The organism is Roseomonas indoligenes (assembly GCF_017813365.1).
Taxonomy (GTDB): domain Bacteria; phylum Pseudomonadota; class Alphaproteobacteria; order Acetobacterales; family Acetobacteraceae; genus Roseomonas; species Roseomonas indoligenes.
Genome location: NZ_JAGIZA010000007.1, coordinates 88,654 through 106,064, shown reverse-complemented (window position 1 = coordinate 106,064; position 17,411 = coordinate 88,654). Strand labels below are relative to the sequence as shown.

The 17,411-nt window shown below is 72.8% G+C and carries 14 protein-coding genes; 12 read left to right on the top strand and 2 right to left on the bottom strand.

The genetic code is table 11. From position 1 onward, the window contains the following. Window positions 1-61 precede the first annotated feature (61 nt). On the bottom strand, window positions 62-1,081 hold the full coding sequence (locus tag J5Y10_RS13455) for a Bug family tripartite tricarboxylate transporter substrate binding protein (RefSeq protein ID WP_209374337.1): 1,020 nt from the start codon (window positions 1,079-1,081) through the stop codon (window positions 62-64). Between the two features lie 119 nt (window positions 1,082-1,200). Between J5Y10_RS13455 and J5Y10_RS13450 the strand changes: the two genes are divergently transcribed. From J5Y10_RS13450 to J5Y10_RS13410, 9 genes are all read left to right on the top strand, one after another. Then, a complete protein-coding gene (locus J5Y10_RS13450) occupies window positions 1,201-1,671 on the top strand; it encodes an Lrp/AsnC family transcriptional regulator (protein WP_408901581.1) in 471 nt (156 codons plus the stop codon). Window positions 1,672-1,720: 49 nt separating this feature from the next. Further along, a complete protein-coding gene (gene rpe / locus J5Y10_RS13445) occupies window positions 1,721-2,425 on the top strand; it encodes a ribulose-phosphate 3-epimerase (RefSeq protein WP_209374335.1) in 705 nt (234 codons plus the stop codon). Beyond that, the gene (locus J5Y10_RS13440; protein WP_209374334.1) at window positions 2,422-4,041 is read left to right on the top strand and encodes a heparinase II/III family protein; all 1,620 of its coding nucleotides are present in this window, start codon (window positions 2,422-2,424) and stop codon (window positions 4,039-4,041) included. Before rpe ends, J5Y10_RS13440 begins: the two co-directional genes overlap by 4 nt. A 396-nt stretch (window positions 4,042-4,437) precedes the next feature. Continuing rightward, complete coding sequence (locus tag J5Y10_RS13435) at window positions 4,438-4,674, top strand: CsbD family protein (protein WP_209374333.1); 237 nt, start codon at window positions 4,438-4,440, stop codon at window positions 4,672-4,674. A 136-nt stretch (window positions 4,675-4,810) separates the two neighbouring features. Continuing rightward, on the top strand, window positions 4,811-5,818 hold the full coding sequence (locus J5Y10_RS13430) for a serine hydrolase domain-containing protein (RefSeq protein ID WP_245214675.1): 1,008 nt from the start codon (window positions 4,811-4,813) through the stop codon (window positions 5,816-5,818). Between the two features lie 60 nt (window positions 5,819-5,878). After that, entirely contained in the window at window positions 5,879-6,544 is a 666-nt protein-coding gene (locus J5Y10_RS13425; RefSeq protein ID WP_209374331.1) for a glutathione S-transferase family protein, read from the top strand. A 9-nt stretch (window positions 6,545-6,553) separates the two neighbouring features. Continuing rightward, window positions 6,554-7,006, top strand: a complete 453-nt coding sequence (locus J5Y10_RS13420; RefSeq protein WP_245214673.1) for a hypothetical protein — start codon at window positions 6,554-6,556, stop codon at window positions 7,004-7,006. A gap of 56 nt (window positions 7,007-7,062) precedes the next feature. Further along, complete coding sequence (gene lysA / locus J5Y10_RS13415) at window positions 7,063-8,412, top strand: diaminopimelate decarboxylase (RefSeq protein WP_209374329.1); 1,350 nt, start codon at window positions 7,063-7,065, stop codon at window positions 8,410-8,412. Next, window positions 8,409-11,222, top strand: a complete 2,814-nt coding sequence (locus J5Y10_RS13410; protein ID WP_209374327.1) for a DUF4175 domain-containing protein — start codon at window positions 8,409-8,411, stop codon at window positions 11,220-11,222. Before lysA ends, J5Y10_RS13410 begins: the two co-directional genes overlap by 4 nt. Before the next feature lie 267 nt (window positions 11,223-11,489). Here the strand turns inward: J5Y10_RS13410 and J5Y10_RS13405 are convergent, their stop codons facing one another. After that, window positions 11,490-12,191, bottom strand: coding sequence for an IclR family transcriptional regulator (locus tag J5Y10_RS13405; RefSeq protein ID WP_209374325.1), 702 nt, complete (start codon window positions 12,189-12,191; stop codon window positions 11,490-11,492). A 135-nt stretch (window positions 12,192-12,326) separates the two neighbouring features. Here J5Y10_RS13405 and J5Y10_RS13400 point away from each other — a divergent pair, with 135 nt between their 5' ends. The 3 genes from J5Y10_RS13400 (at window position 12,327) to J5Y10_RS13390 (ending at window position 17,325) form a co-directional block, all read left to right on the top strand. Further along, window positions 12,327-14,642, top strand: a complete 2,316-nt coding sequence (locus J5Y10_RS13400) for a molybdopterin guanine dinucleotide-containing S/N-oxide reductase (protein ID WP_209374323.1) — start codon at window positions 12,327-12,329, stop codon at window positions 14,640-14,642. Further along, the gene (locus J5Y10_RS13395) at window positions 14,639-15,493 is read left to right on the top strand and encodes an alpha/beta hydrolase (protein WP_342452910.1); all 855 of its coding nucleotides are present in this window, start codon (window positions 14,639-14,641) and stop codon (window positions 15,491-15,493) included. The genes J5Y10_RS13400 and J5Y10_RS13395 overlap by 4 nt, the downstream gene beginning before the upstream one ends. A gap of 203 nt (window positions 15,494-15,696) precedes the next feature. Continuing rightward, a complete protein-coding gene (locus J5Y10_RS13390; protein WP_209374321.1) occupies window positions 15,697-17,325 on the top strand; it encodes an inorganic phosphate transporter in 1,629 nt (542 codons plus the stop codon). Window positions 17,326-17,411 lie beyond the last annotated feature (86 nt).

The following is a 17,411-nucleotide window of genomic DNA, read 5'->3' as shown; positions in this document are numbered from 1 at the left end:
CCGGCCTCAAGGACCTGAGCCTGGGCATTCCGCTCCAGGCTCAGCCTTGCGCCCTGGGGGCCTAGTCGATCCGCGCGCCGGAGGCCTTCACGATCCCCGGCCAGCGGGCTGCCTCGGCCTTCACCAGCGCCGCGAACTCATCCCGGCTGCCCGTGGCCAGGTCGAAGCCCTGGGCGCGCAGGTTGTCCGCCACCTCCGGAGTGGCCATCGCCTTGCGGGTCTCGGCGTGCAGGCGCTCCAGCACCGGCTCGGGTGTGCCGGCGGGGGCGAGGAGGCCCTGCCAGGTCACCACCTCGAAGCCGGGATAGCCGCTTTCGGCCACGGTCGGCACATCGGGGAGGGAGGCGGCGCGGGCGGAGCCGGTGACGGCGAGCGCCCGGATGCGGCCGCCGCGGATGTGCTCGATGGCGGCGGGCAGGGTGACGAGGAGGCTGTCGATGTGCCCGGCCACCAGGTCCACCACGGCGGGGCCGCCGCCGCGATAGGGGACGTGGGTGGAGTTGAAGCCGAGGGTCTGGCCGAGGAGGATGCCGCCGAGATGGCCGATGCTGCCATTGCCCTGGCTGGCGAGGGTGAGCTTGCCCTCCGCCTCCTGCGCCAGCCGGCGGTAGTCGGCGAGGCTCCTCGCCTCCAGCCCGTTCTTCACCACCAGCACCTGCGGGGCGCGGACCAGCTCGGCGATCGGGGCGAAATCCTTGACGGGATCGAAGCCGAGCTTCGGGTAGAGCGCGGGGTTGATGGCCAGCGGGTCGGAGCCGACGAGGATCGTCAGCCCGTCCGGCCGGGCGCGGGCCACCAGCTCGAAGGCGATGTTGCTGCCAGCGCCGGTGTGGTTCTCCACCACCACGGGCTGGCCGAGCGGACCGGTCAGGGCACGGGCGACGCTGCGGCCGAGGATGTCCAGGCTGCCGCCGGGGGCCACGGGGACGATGACTCGCAGGGCGCGGTCCGGCCAGGGGGCGGCGGGGGCCTCGCTGGCCTGCGCGAAGGCCGGGCGGGCGACGGCTGGGCGCGCCAGGGCCAGGGGGGTGGGAAGCGCCGTCGCCAGGGCGAGGAAATGGCGGCGGGAGAGGTCGCGCATCGGTCGTGGCACCAGGAGCAAAGACAGGGGGAGATGTTTTTTCTCCGACAAGGCTCAAAATTCCGCAACTGAAAGATTTATTTGCTATGATTGGTCCTTGCCGCGGAAGGATTTGGCATGTGGCGGACATCCCGGAGTTGGACTCCACCGACCGTGCGATTCTCCGCCTGATTCAGCGGGACGCGGCCCTCTCCCTGGCCGCCATCGCGGAGTCGGTGGGCCTCACCCCGACCCCGTGCTGGAAGCGCATCCGGCGGATGGAGGCGGCGGGCGTCATCACCGGCCGTGCCACCCTGCTGGACCCGGCCAGGGTGGGATTGCCGCTCTCCGTCTTCGTGTCTCTGGAGATTGGGGACCATTCGGCCGGCTGGATCGAGGCCTTCGCGCGCAGCGTCTCCGCCATGCCGGAGGTGCTGGAGTGCTGGCGGATGGGCGGGGACGTGGACTACCTGCTGCGCGTGGCCGTGGCGGACATGGCGGCCTACGACGCCTTCTACCGCCGCCTGACCGCGGAGGTGCCGGGACTGCGCAACGTGACCAGCCGCTTCGCGATGGAACGGGTGAAGTCCACCACCGCCCTGCCTCTGTAACGGCCCTTGCCGTGTTGATGCCCCCGGTTGCCTGCCGCATAACGGCCCCGTGACACGCGCAGCATCCCAACCCGTCCTGATCGCGCCCTCTCTCCTGGCCGCGGACTTCACGCGCCTGGCGGAGGAGGTGGCCGCCATCGAGGCTGCCGGCGCCGACTGGCTTCACCTCGACATCATGGACGGCCACTTCGTGCCGAACATCTCCTTCGGACCGGCGATCGTGAAGGCGCTGCGGCCCCTGACACGCATGCCCTTCGACGTTCACCTGATGATCTCGCCCGCCGATCCGTATCTGGCCGCCTTCGCGGAGGCCGGGGCCGACCTGATCTCCCTGCACCCGGAGGCGGGGCCGCACCTGCACCGCTCCCTCCAGACCATCCGGGGGCTGGGGAAGAAGGCGGGGGTGGTGCTGAATCCCGGGACACCGGTGGAGGCCGTGGCGCCGGTGCTGGACCTGCTGGACCTGATCCTCGTGATGTCCGTGAACCCCGGCTTCGGCGGGCAGTCCTTCATCGAGAGCCAGGTGGAGAAGATCGCGGCGCTGCGGACCATGATCGACCGCTCCGGCCGCGACATCCGGCTACAGGTGGATGGCGGGGTGACGACCAAGACCGCCCCGATGTGCATCGCGGCGGGGGCGGACGTGCTGGTGGCCGGCACCGCCGTGTTCGGCGCCGCCGACCGTGCGGCCGCCATCACCGCCATTCGCGGCACGGCCGGCGCCGTCCGCAACTCTGAGGATGCCTGGGCATGAGCGGCTGGCTGCGCGGCGCGCGCCGCACCATCTCCGGCCTCAAGCCCATCCGCGTGCCGGATGCCCCGTCCCGCGCCTTCCGCGACCTCTGGCCGGGCGACGTGACCCGGGCGGGCAAGCTCATGGAGGGCGAGCTGGACGTGGCGGGCACGGTGCGGCCGCTGCCCGACGATCCCTCCGCCTTCGGCCCCGGCGCGGGCAGCCCGGCCTGGCGCGCGGCGCTGCACGGCTTCGCCTGGCTGCGCGACCTGCGCGCCCTGGGCACGGATGCCGCCCGGATGCACGCGCGGGACATCAGCCGCCTTTGGCTGGAATCCGGCACCACGGACCCCGTGGCCTCCGCGCCGGAGGTGGTGGGGGCGCGGCTCTCCGCCTGGCTGGGCCACTGGGACTTCCTGGCCGCGACCGCGGAGGACGGGCTGCGGCGTGCCCTGATGGCGCGGCTGGCCGCCGATGCGCGCGGGTTGGTGGCCGGCCTGCCGGCCGAGGCGCGGCACCGCGGGGCGCTGGTGGCCCTCAAGGGCGCCCTGGCAGCGGCGGTGGCGCTGGAGGAGGAGCCCTGGCTCACCCGCTGCCTCAAGCTGCTGCCCGCCGAGATCGACCGCCAGATCCTGCCGGACGGCGCCCAGGTGGAGCGCAGCCCCGGCATCCTGCTGCTGGCGCTGCAGGACCTGATCGAGATCCGCAACCTCCTCCACGGCGCTGGGATCGAGGCGCCGCCGCACCTCGCCCATGCCCTGGACCGCGCCGCCCCGGCGCTGCGCCTGTTCCGCCACGGCGATGGCGGCCTGGCCGCCTTCAACGGCACGCGGGAGGAGGCGGCGAGCCTGCTGGACCTCGTGCTGACCCAGGCGCAGGCGCGCGGCCGGGCGCCGCTGATCCTCGGCGATGCCGGGTTCCAGCGCCTGCAGGCCGGGCGGACGCTGGTGATCGCGGATTGTGGCACCCCGCCCCCGCGCAACGGCGCGGCGGCCCCGGGCGGCCTGCCGCGCGGCGCGGACCGGCTGCACCATGCCGGCACCCTGTCCTTCGAGATGTCGATCGGGCGCGACCGCCTGATTATCAACTGCGGCGCGGCCCCGGCGGCCGAGGGCGCCTGGCGCGACGCGCTGCGCGCCACGGCCGCCCATTCCACGCTGACCCTAGCCGACACCAACAGCAGCGAGCTGACCGAGGACGGCCTGGGCCGCCGCCCCGAGAACGTGGAGGCCGAGCGCCACGAGGCCAGCGGCGCCCAGTGGCTGGAAGCCACCCATGACGGCTGGAAGAAGGGCTTCAACGCCATCCACCGCCGCCGCCTCTATCTGGCGGAATCCGGCGACGACCTGCGCGGCGAGGACATCGTGGAGGCGGAGGACCTGCCCGCCTTCACCGTGCGCTTCCACCTGCACCCCGCCGTGACGGCAACCCTGGCGGAGGATGGCGGCTCGGTGCTGCTGCGCCTTCCCTCCGGCAACGCCTGGCGCCTGCGCGCGCGGGGCGGGCGCGTCTCGGTGGAGGACAGCGTGCAGGTCTTCGGCGAGGCGCAAGCGACGACCCAGGTGGCGGTCGCCGCCGAGGCCGGGTCCGGGCAGGTGCAGTGGGCCATCGGGCGGGTGGCGGCGACGGAGGGGTAATCCCCAGGAGAATCCGCCCCCTGGCCCCCTGGGCCAACGCAAAGCGCTTGTCCCGAGCCAAGGGCCTGCGGCCCTTGATACCTCGTCTGGCGGCCGCGGGACTGGTTTGAGCCGCCAGCCCTCCACGACAGGGTTCGATCCTGGCCTTGCCGGCGCCTTGGCTCGGTGAGCCGAGGCGCACCGTCGGCCGGGCGACTCCACCCCGAAGAAAGAGATGATGGCGAGGGGTCCGGGGAGAGGAAGAATTCTTTCTTCCTCTCCCCGGGGCAGACCGAACCGCCAATCACCGACACCACAGGACAACCCGCGCCCTCTCTCCACGTTTCCAACCCCGCGAGCCGCCGCATGGCGCCGCGGCCCAGCGGGTCTTCCCCAGGGATTTCGAGGAGAGAGACTATGGACAGCGATCGGATCATCGGCGCCGGCAAGCAGGCGGCGGGCGAGGTGCAGGAAGGTGTGGGCAGCCTGATCGGCGACAACCGCACCCAGGCCCAGGGCAAGGCGAACCAGGCCAAGGGCGAGGTTCAGAACCAGGTCGGCCAGCTCGAGGACTACATCCGCGACCAGCCGCTGACGGCCGCCGCGATCGCGGTGGGCTTCGGCTGGCTGCTGGGCCGCCTGCGGATCATCTGACCGCGGCGAGGCCTCGGCTTTCCAAGGCGGCGCGTCGGTCCCCGTGGCCGGCGCGCCGTTTCGTTTGCGGGACGGCGCGTAACGGATCATGGCGGGATCTTCGGGAAGGGTTTCCCTTCCCCATCTCCGCCGGATGATGCTTTTGCCACGCCGGGTTCTGATCGGCCTTTCCCTCGGTGCCCTGGCGCAGCCGGCCCTCTCCCAACCGGCCGGGAGCGCGCTCGGGGATGTGCTTCGGGCAGCTGCCGCCGGCCTGCCGCGGCTGCACAGCGTGACGGTCTCGCAGCAGGGCCGGATCCTCGCGGAGATGCATCTGCGCGGGCCGGCGCTGGACGTTCCGCACAAGATCAAGTCCGCTTCCAAGACCCTGCTCGCGGCGCTGGTGGGGATCGCCATCGCGCGCGGCGTGCTGCGCGGGGTGGACCAGCCGGTGCTGCCGCTGCTCGGCCCGCCCCCGCGCGGGCTCGACCCGCGGGTGGAAGGCATCACCATCGGCCACCTGCTGACCATGCGGGCGGGGCTGGAGCGGACCTCCGGCGCGAACTATGGCGGCTGGGCGGCGGCGCGCGATCCGGTGGCCTATGCGCTGACCCGGCCCTTCGTGGACGAGCCGGGCGGGGAGATGCAGTACTCCACCGGCTCCACCCACATCCTCGGCGCGGCGCTGGCCCGCGCGGCGGGGCGGCCGCTGCTGGATCTGGCGCGGGACTGGCTAGGGGAGCCGCTGGGCATCGCCGTTCCGCCCTGGCCGCGCGACCCGCAGGGCCGTTACTACGGCGGCAACGACATGCGCCTGACGCCCCGCGCCCTGCTGCGCTTCGGCGAGTGCTGTCGCCTGGGCGGGTCCTGGAACGGGGCGCAGGTGGTGCCCGCGGCCTGGCTGGCGGAGAGCTGGGTGCCCCGCACCCGGTCCGCCTGGAGCGGGCAGTCCTACGGCTATGGCTGGTGGATCGCGGCGGCGCGCGGGATGCCCGTGTATTTTGCCTGGGGCTATGGCGGGCAGATGCTCTACCTCGTGCCGGGCCTGGCGCTGAGCGCCGTGATGATGTCGGACCCCGCCGCGCCGCGGGACCCCGAGCATATGGCGGGGCTGCACGCGCTGTTGACGGAGACGATCATGCCGGCCCTGGGCGCCGCGGGCTGAGCCCCTTGGCCGACGCCCCCGGCCTGCCCCAGGATCGCCCGCCCCGGCCGGAGTCCGCGCATGATCACCATCCACCACCTGAACAACTCGCGCTCCCAGAGGGTGCTCTGGCTGCTGGAGGAGCTGGAGGTTCCCTACGAGATCCGGCGCTACCAGCGCGATCCCGCCACCATGCTGGCACCGCCGGAGCTGCGGGCGGTGCATCCGCTGGGCAAGTCGCCGGTGCTGACGGAGGACGGGCTGACGCTCGCCGAGACAGGGGCGATCGTGGAGTACATCCTGAAGCGCCATGGCGGAGGGCGCCTGGTACCGGCGGAGGATTCCCCGCATTTCTGGGCCTATCGCCACTGGATGCATCACGCGGAGGGCTCGGCCATGCCGCCGCTGGTGATGGCGCTGCTGTTCAACGCCATGGGCAAGCGCGCGCCGCCGGAGGCGCAGCCGATGGCGGAGAAGCTGGCCCAGGGCATGAAGGGCGCCATGGTGGAGCCGAACCTGGAGCGGCTGAAGGATTACTGGAACGCGGCCCTGGCGGAAACGGGCTGGTTCGCGGGGCCGGAGATGACGGCGGCCGACATCATGATGAGCTTCCCGCTTGAGGCCGCCTCCTCCCGCTCCCCCTTCGGCGACCGGCCGCATCCCCCGGCCTTCCTGGCGCGCATCCATGAGCGCCCGGCCTATCGGCGGGGGGTGGAGAAGGGCGGGGAATACGCCTACGCCCGATAGGGCTGCCGCTTGATCCGGATCGACGGGGCGGTGAAGCGGGACCCGGTGCGGCGCTGGGCCCTGCCGGACCGTGCCTTCTTCGCCGCCGGGGCCTGCCACATCCTGGCCCATGCCTTCCTCGATCGGCATGGCCGGCCGGGGATGCGGGCGCTGTGGATCAGGCCGGCGCCGGGCTTCACCATGAACCACATCGTGGTGGATGGCGGCGCCTGGATCTTCGACTGGCGGGGCTATGCCCGGCGGGATGCCTTCCTGGCCCATACCTGGCGCAAGGCGCGGCGCTGGTGGCCGGGCTGGGACGCTGCACTGGTGGAACTGCTGCGCGAGGTGCTTGTCTCGGAACCGCTGTCCCGCACCCATGAGGGGCTCTGGCTGCGGGAGCCCGGGGATTTCCTGCACGACGCCGGCATGCGGGCCAGGGCCTATCTGGACCGGTTTCCGGCGCCGCCTTCGGAGGCGTGAACAGGCCCGCGCAAGTAACGCTTCCCGCCCGGCCCCGCCGACCCCAAAATAAGCGGATGGCCTCCCCGCTTCCCGTCCCGCACGACACGCCGGACCCCGACTTCGCCGACCTTCTCGCCCGGCGCCCGCACCTGAAAGCGCACGCGCTGGACGGGCTGGTGATGGATGACGTGCCCCTGGCGCAGATCGCGCGGCAGGTCGGCACCCCCACCTGGGTCTATTCCGCGGCCACGCTGCGCCGCCGTTACGGCACCCTGCGGGATGCGCTGGAGGGGGCAGGGCTGACCGCCTCCGTCCACTTCGCGGCGAAGGCGAATGACAGCCTGGCCGTGCTGCGCGTGCTGGGCGCCGAGGGCGCCGGCGCCGATGTGGTGAGCGAGGGCGAGCTTCTCGCCGCCCGCGCCGCCGGCATTCCCGCCCGACGGATCGTCTTCTCCGGCGTCGGCAAGACGGAGCGGGAGATCGCGCTGGCCCTGCGCGAGGGCATCCTGCAGATCAACGCCGAGAGCGCGGAGGAGATCGAGCGCATCTCCTCCGTCGCGGACGCCATGGGCCTGACCGCCCCCGTCTCGCTCCGCATCAACCCGGACGTGGATGCGCGCACCCACGCGAAGATCTCCACCGGGCTGGCCGAGAACAAGTTCGGCATTCCCTACACCGACGCCCCGGCCCTTTATGCCCGCATGGCCTCCCTGCCCGGCATCCGGCCGGTGGGGCTGGCCGTGCATATCGGCAGCCAGATCACCGAGGGCATGGCGGGCTTCCGCGCCGCCTATGCCCGCGTGGCGGAGATGGCGCAGGCGCTGATGGGCCGCGGCCTGCCGGTGGAGCGGCTGGATTGCGGCGGGGGCCTCGGCATCTCCTACCGGGACGAGGCGCCGCCCTCCCCGGCCGCGCTGGCGGGGGCGATCAAGGCGACCCTCGGCCCGCTGGGCCTGCCCGTGATGCTGGAGCCGGGGCGCTGGATCGCGGCGCCGGCCGGCGTGCTGCTGGCCTCCGTGGTGCTGCAGAAGCGCGGGGCAAACCGGCGCTTCGTGATCCTGGATGCCGCCATGAACGACCTGGTGCGTCCGGCCATGTACGAGGCCTGGCACGGCATCCTGCCCGTGGCGCCGGACGCGCTGCACGCCCCCGCCTCCCCCGCCGACGTGGTGGGGCCGGTCTGCGAGACGGGCGACACCTTCGCGCGCGGGCGGGCCCTGCCGGACCTGCCGCCGGGGGCGCTGGTGGCCTTCCTCGACGCCGGGGCCTACGGCGCGACCATGTCCTCCACCTACAACGCCCGGCCCCTCGCGGCGGAGGTGCTGGTAGACGGGCACCGATGGGCCGTGACCCGGCCGCGCCAGCCGCTTGAGGCGTTGTTGGCGCATCAGGTCGTGCCGGACTGGCTGGGGACCACGGCTTGAGCGGGCCTGGCCCCCGCCAGACCGACATCAAGTCCCCCGGCAGGGCAGGGGCGGGCGGCCCCGTGCCGCGCCGCCTCGGCCGCCTCCGCGCCAGGGCAAGGCTCGCCCTGCTCTGGGAATCCCTCTGGCCCCGCGCCTGGCCGGCGCTGGGGGTGACGGGGGTCTTCCTCGTCCTCGCCCTCTCGGGCTTCTTCCTTCTTCTCTCGCCGCTGGCGCATCTGGTGCTGCTGGCGGTGCTGATCGCGGCGCTGGTGCTGGCGCTGATGCGCGGTGCGCGCGGCTTCGCTCGCCCTGGCGACGAGGCGGCCGACCGGCGGCTGGAGCGCAGTTCCGGCCTCGCCCACCGCCCCCTCACGGCGCTGCTGGACCGGCCCGCCGGGGGCGATGCCGCCGCACAGGCCCTCTGGCGCGCCCATCAGGCGCGGGAGGCGGCGCGGATCCGCTCCTTGCGCGTCGGCCTTCCCCGCCCGGGGCTGGCTGCACGCGATCCCCGCGCCCTGCGGACGGGCCTAGCCATTGCCCTCCTCGCCTCGGTCGTGGTGGCGGGGGCGGAGGCGCCGGAACGGCTGCGGCGTGCCCTCTGGCCCGCAGGCCCGGTCGCCGCCCCGCCGCTGGCCGCGAAGCTGGAGGCCTGGGTGACGCCGCCCGCCTATACCGGTGCCCCGCCGGTCTTCCTCGATCCCGCGGGTGGCAGCGTGACGGTGCCGGCGGGCAGCCGCCTGCGCGCCGTGCTCTCCGGCGGCCCCGCGGTCGGCACGGCGCCGGAGCTGCTGCGGGACGGCACGCCGATCGCCGCCTTCCAGCCGCTCGGCCCCGGCAGCCACAGCACGGAGGCGGTGCTGGACGCGGGCGGCCGGCTGATCATCCGCCAGGGCGGGGGAGAGGTGGCGGGCTGGACCGTGGCGGTGCAGGCGGATGCTCCGCCGCGCATCGCCTTCGCCGAGCCCCCGGCGGCGGCCGCGCGGGGCCTGGCCACGCGCATCCCCTTCCGCGCCGAGGACGACTGGGGCGTGGCCTCCGCCGTCGCCGAGATCCGCCTTGCCGCCCGGCCGGAGGCGCCGCCCCTTTCCATCGACCTTCCCCTGCCGCCCGGCGCGCCGAAGGCGCCCCGCGGCGTGGCGCAGCCCGACCTTTCCGCCCATCCCTGGGCCGGGCTGGCCGTGCGCCTGCGGCTCGTGGCGCGCGACGGCGCCGGGCAGGAGGGGCGGTCCGAGGAGGCCGCGCTGACCCTGCCAGAGCGGAGCTTCAACCACCCGGTGGCGCGCGGGCTGGTGCTGCTCCGCAAGGGCCTCTCGCTCGACCCCAATGCGCGCGGGCGGGCCATGGAGGGACTGGACCGGCTCTCCGAGCAGCCCCAGGCCTTCGAGAACGACACCGCTACGGCCCTGGCCCTGCGCTCCGCCCGCGGCAGGCTGGAGGACGCGCGGCCGGAGGCGGTGGGCGAGGCCCAGCAGACGATGTGGGACACCGCACTGGCCCTGGAGGAGGGCCGCGCAGACCGCACCTCCCGCGCCCTGGCCGAGACCCGCGAGCGCCTGCGCGAGGCCCTGCGCGAGCGCGAGCGGCAGGAGCGCGAGCGTGCGGAGAGCCAGCGGCAGGAGCAGGAGGCCCGGCGGGAGGCCGAGCGGCAGGAGGAAGCCCGGCGGCAGGCCGAGGCCAATTCCCGGAACGAGAACCAGCCTCCGGGCGAGAACCGGGATCAGGCGGCCCGCCAGCAGGAGCAGCAGCAGGCGCAGCGCGAGGCCGAGGCCCAGCAGCGGGAGGCCGCGCGCGACGCCCAGCGCCAGGAGACGGACCGCCGCATCCAGGAGCTGCGCGAGGCCGTGCGGCGCCACCTGGACGCCCTGGCGGAGCGGCTGCAGCGGGAGAACGGCGAGGACCCCGCCGCACCCCGCCCCCGCGCCCGCCAGCAGGAGCAGCGCGAGGCCGAGCGCCGCACCGACCGCATGCGCGAGCAGAACCGCCAGGACCGCCCCGAGGAGGCCGAGCGCGAGCTGGCCGAGTTGGAGAAGATGCTGGAGGACCTGGAGAACGGCCGCATGGCCGAGAACCAGCGCGAGGAGCGCCGCCAGCGGCGCGAGCGCGGCCAGCAGCAGATGGGCGTGATCCAGGACATGGTCCGCCGCGAATCCCGCCTTCTGGACGGCGCGCACCAGCGATCCGAATCTGACGCCGCCCGGCGGGAGCAGGCCCGCCGCCCCGCCTATCCCTGGAACCGCAACCAGCCGCCGCCCGAGCCCCCCGCCGCCGCGCCGCCCCCCACTGCCGATGCCCGCACCCAGCGCGCCCTGCGCCGCGCCCTGGGCGAGCTGATGCAGCAGCAGGGCGACCTGACCGGCGACGTGCCCGCCCCGCTCGGCCGCGCCGACCAGGCCATGCGCGAGAGCGCCGAGGCCCTTTCCGGCGGCGGCGACCCCCGCCCACACCAGGAGCGTGCGATCCGCGAACTCTCCGAGGGCGGTCGCCAGATGGCCCAGCGCATGCAGCGCCAGTTCGGCCGCCCCGACCAGGGCGAGCCCGGCGAGGGCCAGGAGGGCGAAGGCCAGGGCGATGCCATGGCCGAGGGTGGCGAGCAGGGCGGCGAGGGCCAAGACCAGATGGCCCAGAACGGTGAGGGCCGCGACCCGCTCGGCCGCCGCCTGCGCGAGGGCACGGGCACGGCCGAGGAGGGCGGCGACACCCGCGTGCCCGACGAGGCGGAAATCCTACGCACCCGCCGCCTGCAGGAGGAGCTGCGACGCCGGCTGGCGGAGCGCGAGCGATCGACGACGGAGCTGGACTATATCGACCGGCTGTTGCGGCTGTTCTGACGGGTTCGGGACCAGGGGGCGCCGCCCCCTGGAACCCCCGCCAAGGACCTGAGGCCCTTGGATCCACATCTGGCTGCCGCCGCGCCGTCCTGACACAGGGTTTCGGCGATAAGGGATTGATCTTACCCCTGTAGTCGCCTGAGGTCATCGACCTCAGGCGCACCGTCAGCCGAGTAAGCCCAAAGCCCAGAAAAAGATGATGGTGAGGGGTCCGGGGAGAGGAAGAATTCCTTCTTCCTCTCCCCGGGACAGACCAACGTCCCAGGATCAGCCCGCCGTCTGGAATCCCTGTTCCCGCAGCAGGGCCGCAGCGATCGCGCGGGCCTCTGCGGAGCCTTGCTCGCTCTGGCGGCTGATGGGACCGCTCACCACCAGGGCGCCGAGGAAGGCGCCGTCGGCATCGCGGACCGGGAGGGCGATGGAGGCGAGGCCGGGGTCGCGCTCTCCGGCGGTGGAGAGCCAGCCCTGGTGCTGGAGGGTCTCGGCCAGGGGCGTGGGGCTGCCGGTGCCGGCCAGCAGCACATGGGCGGCCGCGCCTCCAGCGGAGAGGGGCAGGCGTTCCCCGGTTTCCACCTGGTGGCGCAGGGCGCGGGGGGCGTTGGCGCGGCAGAGGCAGAGGCGGTCGTCGCCGTCGCGCTCGTAGAAGGCGGCGCTCTCGCCGGTTCGCTCCATCACGGCCTGGAGGATGGGGGTGAGGCGGGCGATGAGGTCGTGCGTGGCGCCGTAGAGCGCGGCGAGGCGGAGCGGCGCCGGGCCAGGGGCATAGCGCCCATCCGCCTGCCGCCGCAGATAGCCGTGCGCGACATAGGTCGCGAGGATGCGGAGGAGGGTGGCCTTGTCGAGCCCGCTGAGGGCGGCCAGCTCGCGCAGGTGCAGCCGTGGATGGCGTTCCGAGAAGCAGGCGAGGACGAGGAGGGCGCGGTCCAGCACACCCGAAGGTGGCTTGGTGGCCGGGGCCGGCTTGGCCATGATGGCGGATGCTTTCTGTGCGGGTCTTGTCTTGACGCTACCTGGCGCGTCCCAGAGAGTTCATTCAGTAAAATTCATTTCATTCAATGAAGCAAGGTGCGGGGCCGCCCCTCCCCCGCCGGAAGAGGCAGCCCGATGAGCGAAACCCCGGAGACGACAGCGCTGCGCAACCACAGCGCCCATTGGGGGGTGTTCCGCGCGGGCTGGGCCGATGGGCGGCTGGTGGTGCAGCCCCATCCCGGCGATCCGGATCCCTCCCCCATCCTGAAGAACTTTCCTGATGCCTTGCACCACCGCGCCCGCATCGCGCGGCCCATGGTGCGGCGGGGCTGGCTGGAGAGGGGCCCGGGGCCGGACCGGCGCCGCGGGCGGGACGAGTTCGTGGAGATGGGCTGGGACGAGGTGCTGGACCTGCTGGCCGGGGAGCTTCGCCGGGTGAAGGAGGCGCACGGGGCGGAGGCGGTGTTCGGCGGGTCCTATGGCTGGTCCTCCGCGGGGCGCTTCCACCACGCGCAGAGCCAGGTGCACCGGTTCCTGAACACCTCGATCGGCGGCTACGTGCGATCCGTGAATTCCTACAGCGCCGGGGCCTCCGCGGTGATCATGCCGCACTTCATCGGGCCGTTCGATGCGGTGGCGCGGCGCGGCGTGACCTGGACGCAGGTGGTGGCGCATACGGACACGGTGCTGGCCTTTGGGGGCATGGCGCTGAAGAACTCGGCGGTGGCCAGCGGCGGCGTCAGCAAGCACATCGAGCGGGATTCGATGCGCCGCGCGCGCGAGCGGGGCGCGCGCTTCATCAACATTTCCCCGTTGCGGAGCGACCTGCCGGAGGAGGCGGGGGCGGAGTGGCTGCCGGTGGTGCCGGGCACGGACACGGCGCTGATGCTGGGCATGGCGCATACGCTGGTGAGGGAGGGGCTGCACGACACGGGCTTCCTTGACCGCTTCTGCGTGGGCTTCCCGCAGTTCGAGCACTACCTGATGGGCACCTCGGACGGGCAGCCCAAGGATGCGGCCTGGGCGGCCTCCATCTGCGGCGTTCCCGCGGACACGATCGTGGCGCTCGCCCGCCGCGCGGCGCAGGGGCGCACGCTGGTGGCGATGGCGCATGCGCTGCAGCGCGCGGAGCACGGCGAGCAGCCCGTGTGGATGGGCGCGGTGCTGGCGGCCATGCTCGGGCAGATCGGGCTGCCGGGCGGGGGCTATGCCTATGCGCTCGGGGCGCTGGCGCATTACGGGAAGCAGCAGAACGCGGTGCCGATCCCGACGCTGCCGCAGGGGGTGAACGGGGTGAAGAACTTCATCCCCGTGGCGCGGATCAGCGACATGCTGCTGAACCCCGGCGCTCCCTTCGACTACAACGGCAAGCGGATGCACTACGCCGACATCAAGCTCGTCTACTGGGCCGGCGGAAATCCTTTCCACCACCACCAGGACCTGAACCGTCTGCGCGAGGCCTTCGCGAGGGTAGACACGCTGGTGGTGCACGAGACCGCCTGGACCGCCACCGCCCGCCACGCCGACATCGTGCTGCCCTGCACGATGACGCTGGAGCGCGAGGATATCGGCGCCGCCGCGACCGACCCGCTGATGGTGGCGATGCACCGGCTGGCCGAGCCTTTCGGAGAGGCGCGGGACGACTACGCGATCTTCGCCGGGCTGGCGCGGCGCCTGGGGGCGGAGGAGGCCTTCACCGAGGGGCGCGACGCCGCGGGCTGGCTGCGACACCTGTATGCGCGCACGCAGAATGCGCTGGAGGCGAAGGGGCTCTACGCTCCGGACTTCGATACCTTCTTCCGAGAGGGCGAGCTGACCCTGCCGCAGGAAGAGGACGATGGCGGCATCGTCGGGCGTTTCCGGCGTGACCCGGACGGTGCGCCCCTGCCGACGCCGAGCGGGAAGGTGGAGATCTGCTCCGAGACCGTCGCGGGCTTCGGCTATGACGACTGCCCCGGCCATCCTGCCTGGCTGCCGCCGGAGGAGGTGCCGGATGCGCGCCACTCGCTGCGGCTGGTGGCGAACCAGCCCTATACGAAGCTGCACAGCCAGCTCGATTTCGGCGCCTACAGCGCGGGCGAGAAGCGGCGCGGGCGCGAGGTGGCGCGGCTGCATCCGGCGGAGGCCGCCGCGCGCGGCATCGCGGATGGCGACATCGTCAGGCTGTTCAACGACCGCGGCGCCTGCCTGGCGAGCGCGGCACTGACGGAGGACGTGATGCCCGGCGTGGTGCAGTTGCCGACCGGCGCCTGGTACGACCCGGCCGACGCTTCCGAGGAGCGGCCGCTCTGCGTCCACGGGAATCCGAACGTGCTGACGCGGGACGTTGGCACTTCCCGCCTTGCCCAGGGCTGCACGGGGCAGCTGACGGTGGTGGAGGTGGAGCGCTTCGAGGGGAACCTGCCGCCGATCCAGGCCTTCGAGCCGCCCGTTCCCGCGGTGCGCGCGTGAGCCTCTACCGCGGCATGGACGCCGCCACCCTGGACGTGGAGTACAACGCCCGCGCCACGACGCCGGAGATGCCGGCGATCGTGGAGGGCTACCGCACCCGCACCGGCGCGGCCAGGGCAGCGCTGGCGTGGTCCACCCACGCCTACGGGCCAACGGAGCCGGAGCGGCTGGACGTGTACCCGGCCGGGGCGAATGCCCCCGTGCTCGTCTTCATCCATGGCGGCTACTGGCGGGCGCTGGATTCCGCCGATGGCGGCTCCATGGCGCCGGCCTTCGTGGCGGCAGGGGCCTGCGTGGTGTCGGTGAACTACACGCTGGCACCGGCCGCCTCCCTGGACAGGATCGTGGACGAGTGCCGGCGCGCCCTGGCCTGGGTACACGCCAACATCGCGCGCTTCGGCGGCGATCCCGCGCGCATCCACGTCTGCGGCAGCAGCGCGGGCGGGCATCTGGCGGGGATGCTGCTCGTCTCCGGCTGGCAGGCGGGGTTGGGCCTGCCGGAGCGCGCCGTGAGCGGCGCCACGCTCCTCTCCGGACTGTTCGACCTGACGCCCCTGCCCCATACCCACATCAACGCCTGGATGAGCCTGGACACCGCCTCCGTCGCGCGGAACAGCCCGGCGCTTCTGCCCCTGCCCTCCGGCCTTCCGGTGGTGCTGGCCTATGGCGACACGGAGACCGCGGAGTTCAAGCGGCAGACGATCGACTTCGCTTCGGCCCTGCGCGACGCGGGCTGCGACACGGTGCTGCTGCCGGCGCGGCCGGGGTCGAACCACTTCGACATCGTGTTCGACCTGGGAGAGCCGGGGAACCCGCTGTTCGAGGCGACGCGGCGGGCGATGGGAATCTGAGCGGCGCGGCAGAGAAGGATTTTTATCTTCTCTCATTCCCAGATCTTTTCGTCGCGCCACCAAAGATTGTTTTTCTTGCGCCGAGGGTTTCGACCGGTGATCGGTATCCTTAAGACTTCTCCATACATCGGCTCGTCATCAGACGGTCACGACGGGCGTCGCCGACCCGGACGTAGCGTCGCGCCGACCGAAGGAGAAGTCGGATGTCGGACGCAATCATGGCCGCACCGGCCGGGGTGGGGGGCGACCGCCCGCACCGTCCCCAGCTGGACAGCAAGCCCCACTTCGCCACCGGAGTAATCTTCTTCGCCATCCTGCTCGGCGGGCTCGCCTTCACCATCCACAGCCTGCGGTCGGACATGGCGGAGACGGGGGCCGAGCCGCTGGCAATCGGGGCCTTCGTCCTGCTCGGCGTGGCGCTGCTGGTCGCGCTGGCCTTCGAGTTCGTGAACGGCTTCCACGACACGGCCAATGCGGTGGCCACCGTGATCTACACGCACAGCCTGCCGCCCACCGTCGCGGTGATCTGGTCCGGCTTCTTCAACTTCCTGGGCGTGCTGCTCTCGGCCGGCGGGGTCGCCTTCGGCATCATCAACCTGCTGCCGGTGGAACTGATCCTGCAGGTGGGCAGCGGCGCGGGCTTCGCGATGATCTTCGCCCTCCTGATCGCGGCCATCATCTGGAACCTCGGCACCTGGGCGCTGGGGCTGCCCGCCTCCTCCTCCCATACGCTGATCGGCTCCATCATCGGCGTCGGGCTGGCGAACCAGCTCCTGGCGCCGGCGGGCACGGCGACGTCGGGCGTGGACTGGACCCAGGCCACCAGCACCTTCGAGGCGCTGCTGCTCAGCCCCCTGGTCGGCTTCCTCGCCGCCGCCGGCCTGCTGCTGACCATGCGCGCGCTGGTGCGGCGGCGGGACCTGTACGAGGCGCCGACGGCGGATTCCAAGCCGCCGGTGTGGATCCGCGGGCTGCTGATCCTGACCTGCACGGGCGTCTCCTTCGCCCACGGCTCCAATGACGGGCAGAAGGGCATGGGGCTGATCATGCTCATCCTCATCGGCGCCCTGCCCACCGCCTATGCCCTGAACCGCGCGGTGCCGGAGAGTGCGACCCCCGCCTTCCTGCAGACCGCCTCCGAGGCGCGGCAAGTCTTCGACACCCGCGCCGGCGGGCCGCTGCCGCCCGCCGCCGGGGCCCGCGAGGCGACGGCTGCCGCGCTGCGCGACCGGACGCCCGCGAGCCCGGCGGGCTTCGCCGCCCTGTCGGCCCTGACGGAGGATGTCAGCCGGCAGGTTCGGGATTACGGCTCCATCCAGCGCATTCCTGCCGCTGCCACGCAGAACGTGCGCAACGACATGTACCTGGTGTCCGATACCATCCGCGGCCTCAAGAAGCAGGGCGTGGCCTTCGATGCGGCGGAGACGGCGCGGCTGACGGCCTACCAGCGCGCGCTGGACGACGCGACGAAGTTCATCCCGACCTGGGTGAAGATTTCCGTCGCCCTCGCGCTCGGCCTCGGCACCATGGTCGGGTGGAAGCGCATCGTCGTCACGGTCGGCGAGAAGATCGGCAAGACGCACATGACCTACGCCCAGGGCGCCTCCGCCGAGATGGTGGCGGCGATCACCATCGCGGCGGCCGACATGTACCACCTGCCCGTCTCCACCACCCATGTCCTCTCCTCCGGCGTGGCGGGGACGATGGCGGCGAACGGGTCCGGGCTGCAGTGGTCCACGGTGCGCAGCCTGCTGATGGCCTGGGTGCTGACCCTGCCGGCCGCCATCCTGCTCGCCGGCTGCCTCTACGCCCTGCTGCGCCAGGTGATGTAGCCGGGCGCGGCGGGGGCACCTCTCCCCCGCCCGCCTCGCGATCCTCAGGTGTCATCGAACCGACATTGCAGGGCGGGCCGTTCCCG

Bases quoted from the DNA above. Each gene is read 5' to 3' on its own strand.
- J5Y10_RS13390 (WP_209374321.1), top strand. From the start codon at position 15,697: ATGTCGGACGCAATCATGGCCGCACCGGCCGGGGTGGGGGGCGACCGC.
- J5Y10_RS13455 (WP_209374337.1), bottom strand. From the start codon at position 1,081: ATGCGCGACCTCTCCCGCCGCCATTTCCTCGCCCTGGCGACGGCGCTT.
- lysA (WP_209374329.1), top strand. From the start codon at position 7,063: ATGGCCTCCCCGCTTCCCGTCCCGCACGACACGCCGGACCCCGACTTC.
- J5Y10_RS13430 (WP_245214675.1), top strand. From the start codon at position 4,811: ATGCTTTTGCCACGCCGGGTTCTGATCGGCCTTTCCCTCGGTGCCCTG.
- J5Y10_RS13435 (WP_209374333.1), top strand. From the start codon at position 4,438: ATGGACAGCGATCGGATCATCGGCGCCGGCAAGCAGGCGGCGGGCGAG.
- J5Y10_RS13405 (WP_209374325.1), bottom strand. From the start codon at position 12,191: ATGGCCAAGCCGGCCCCGGCCACCAAGCCACCTTCGGGTGTGCTGGAC.
- J5Y10_RS13425 (WP_209374331.1), top strand. From the start codon at position 5,879: ATGATCACCATCCACCACCTGAACAACTCGCGCTCCCAGAGGGTGCTC.
- J5Y10_RS13400 (WP_209374323.1), top strand. From the start codon at position 12,327: ATGAGCGAAACCCCGGAGACGACAGCGCTGCGCAACCACAGCGCCCAT.
- J5Y10_RS13440 (WP_209374334.1), top strand. From the start codon at position 2,422: ATGAGCGGCTGGCTGCGCGGCGCGCGCCGCACCATCTCCGGCCTCAAG.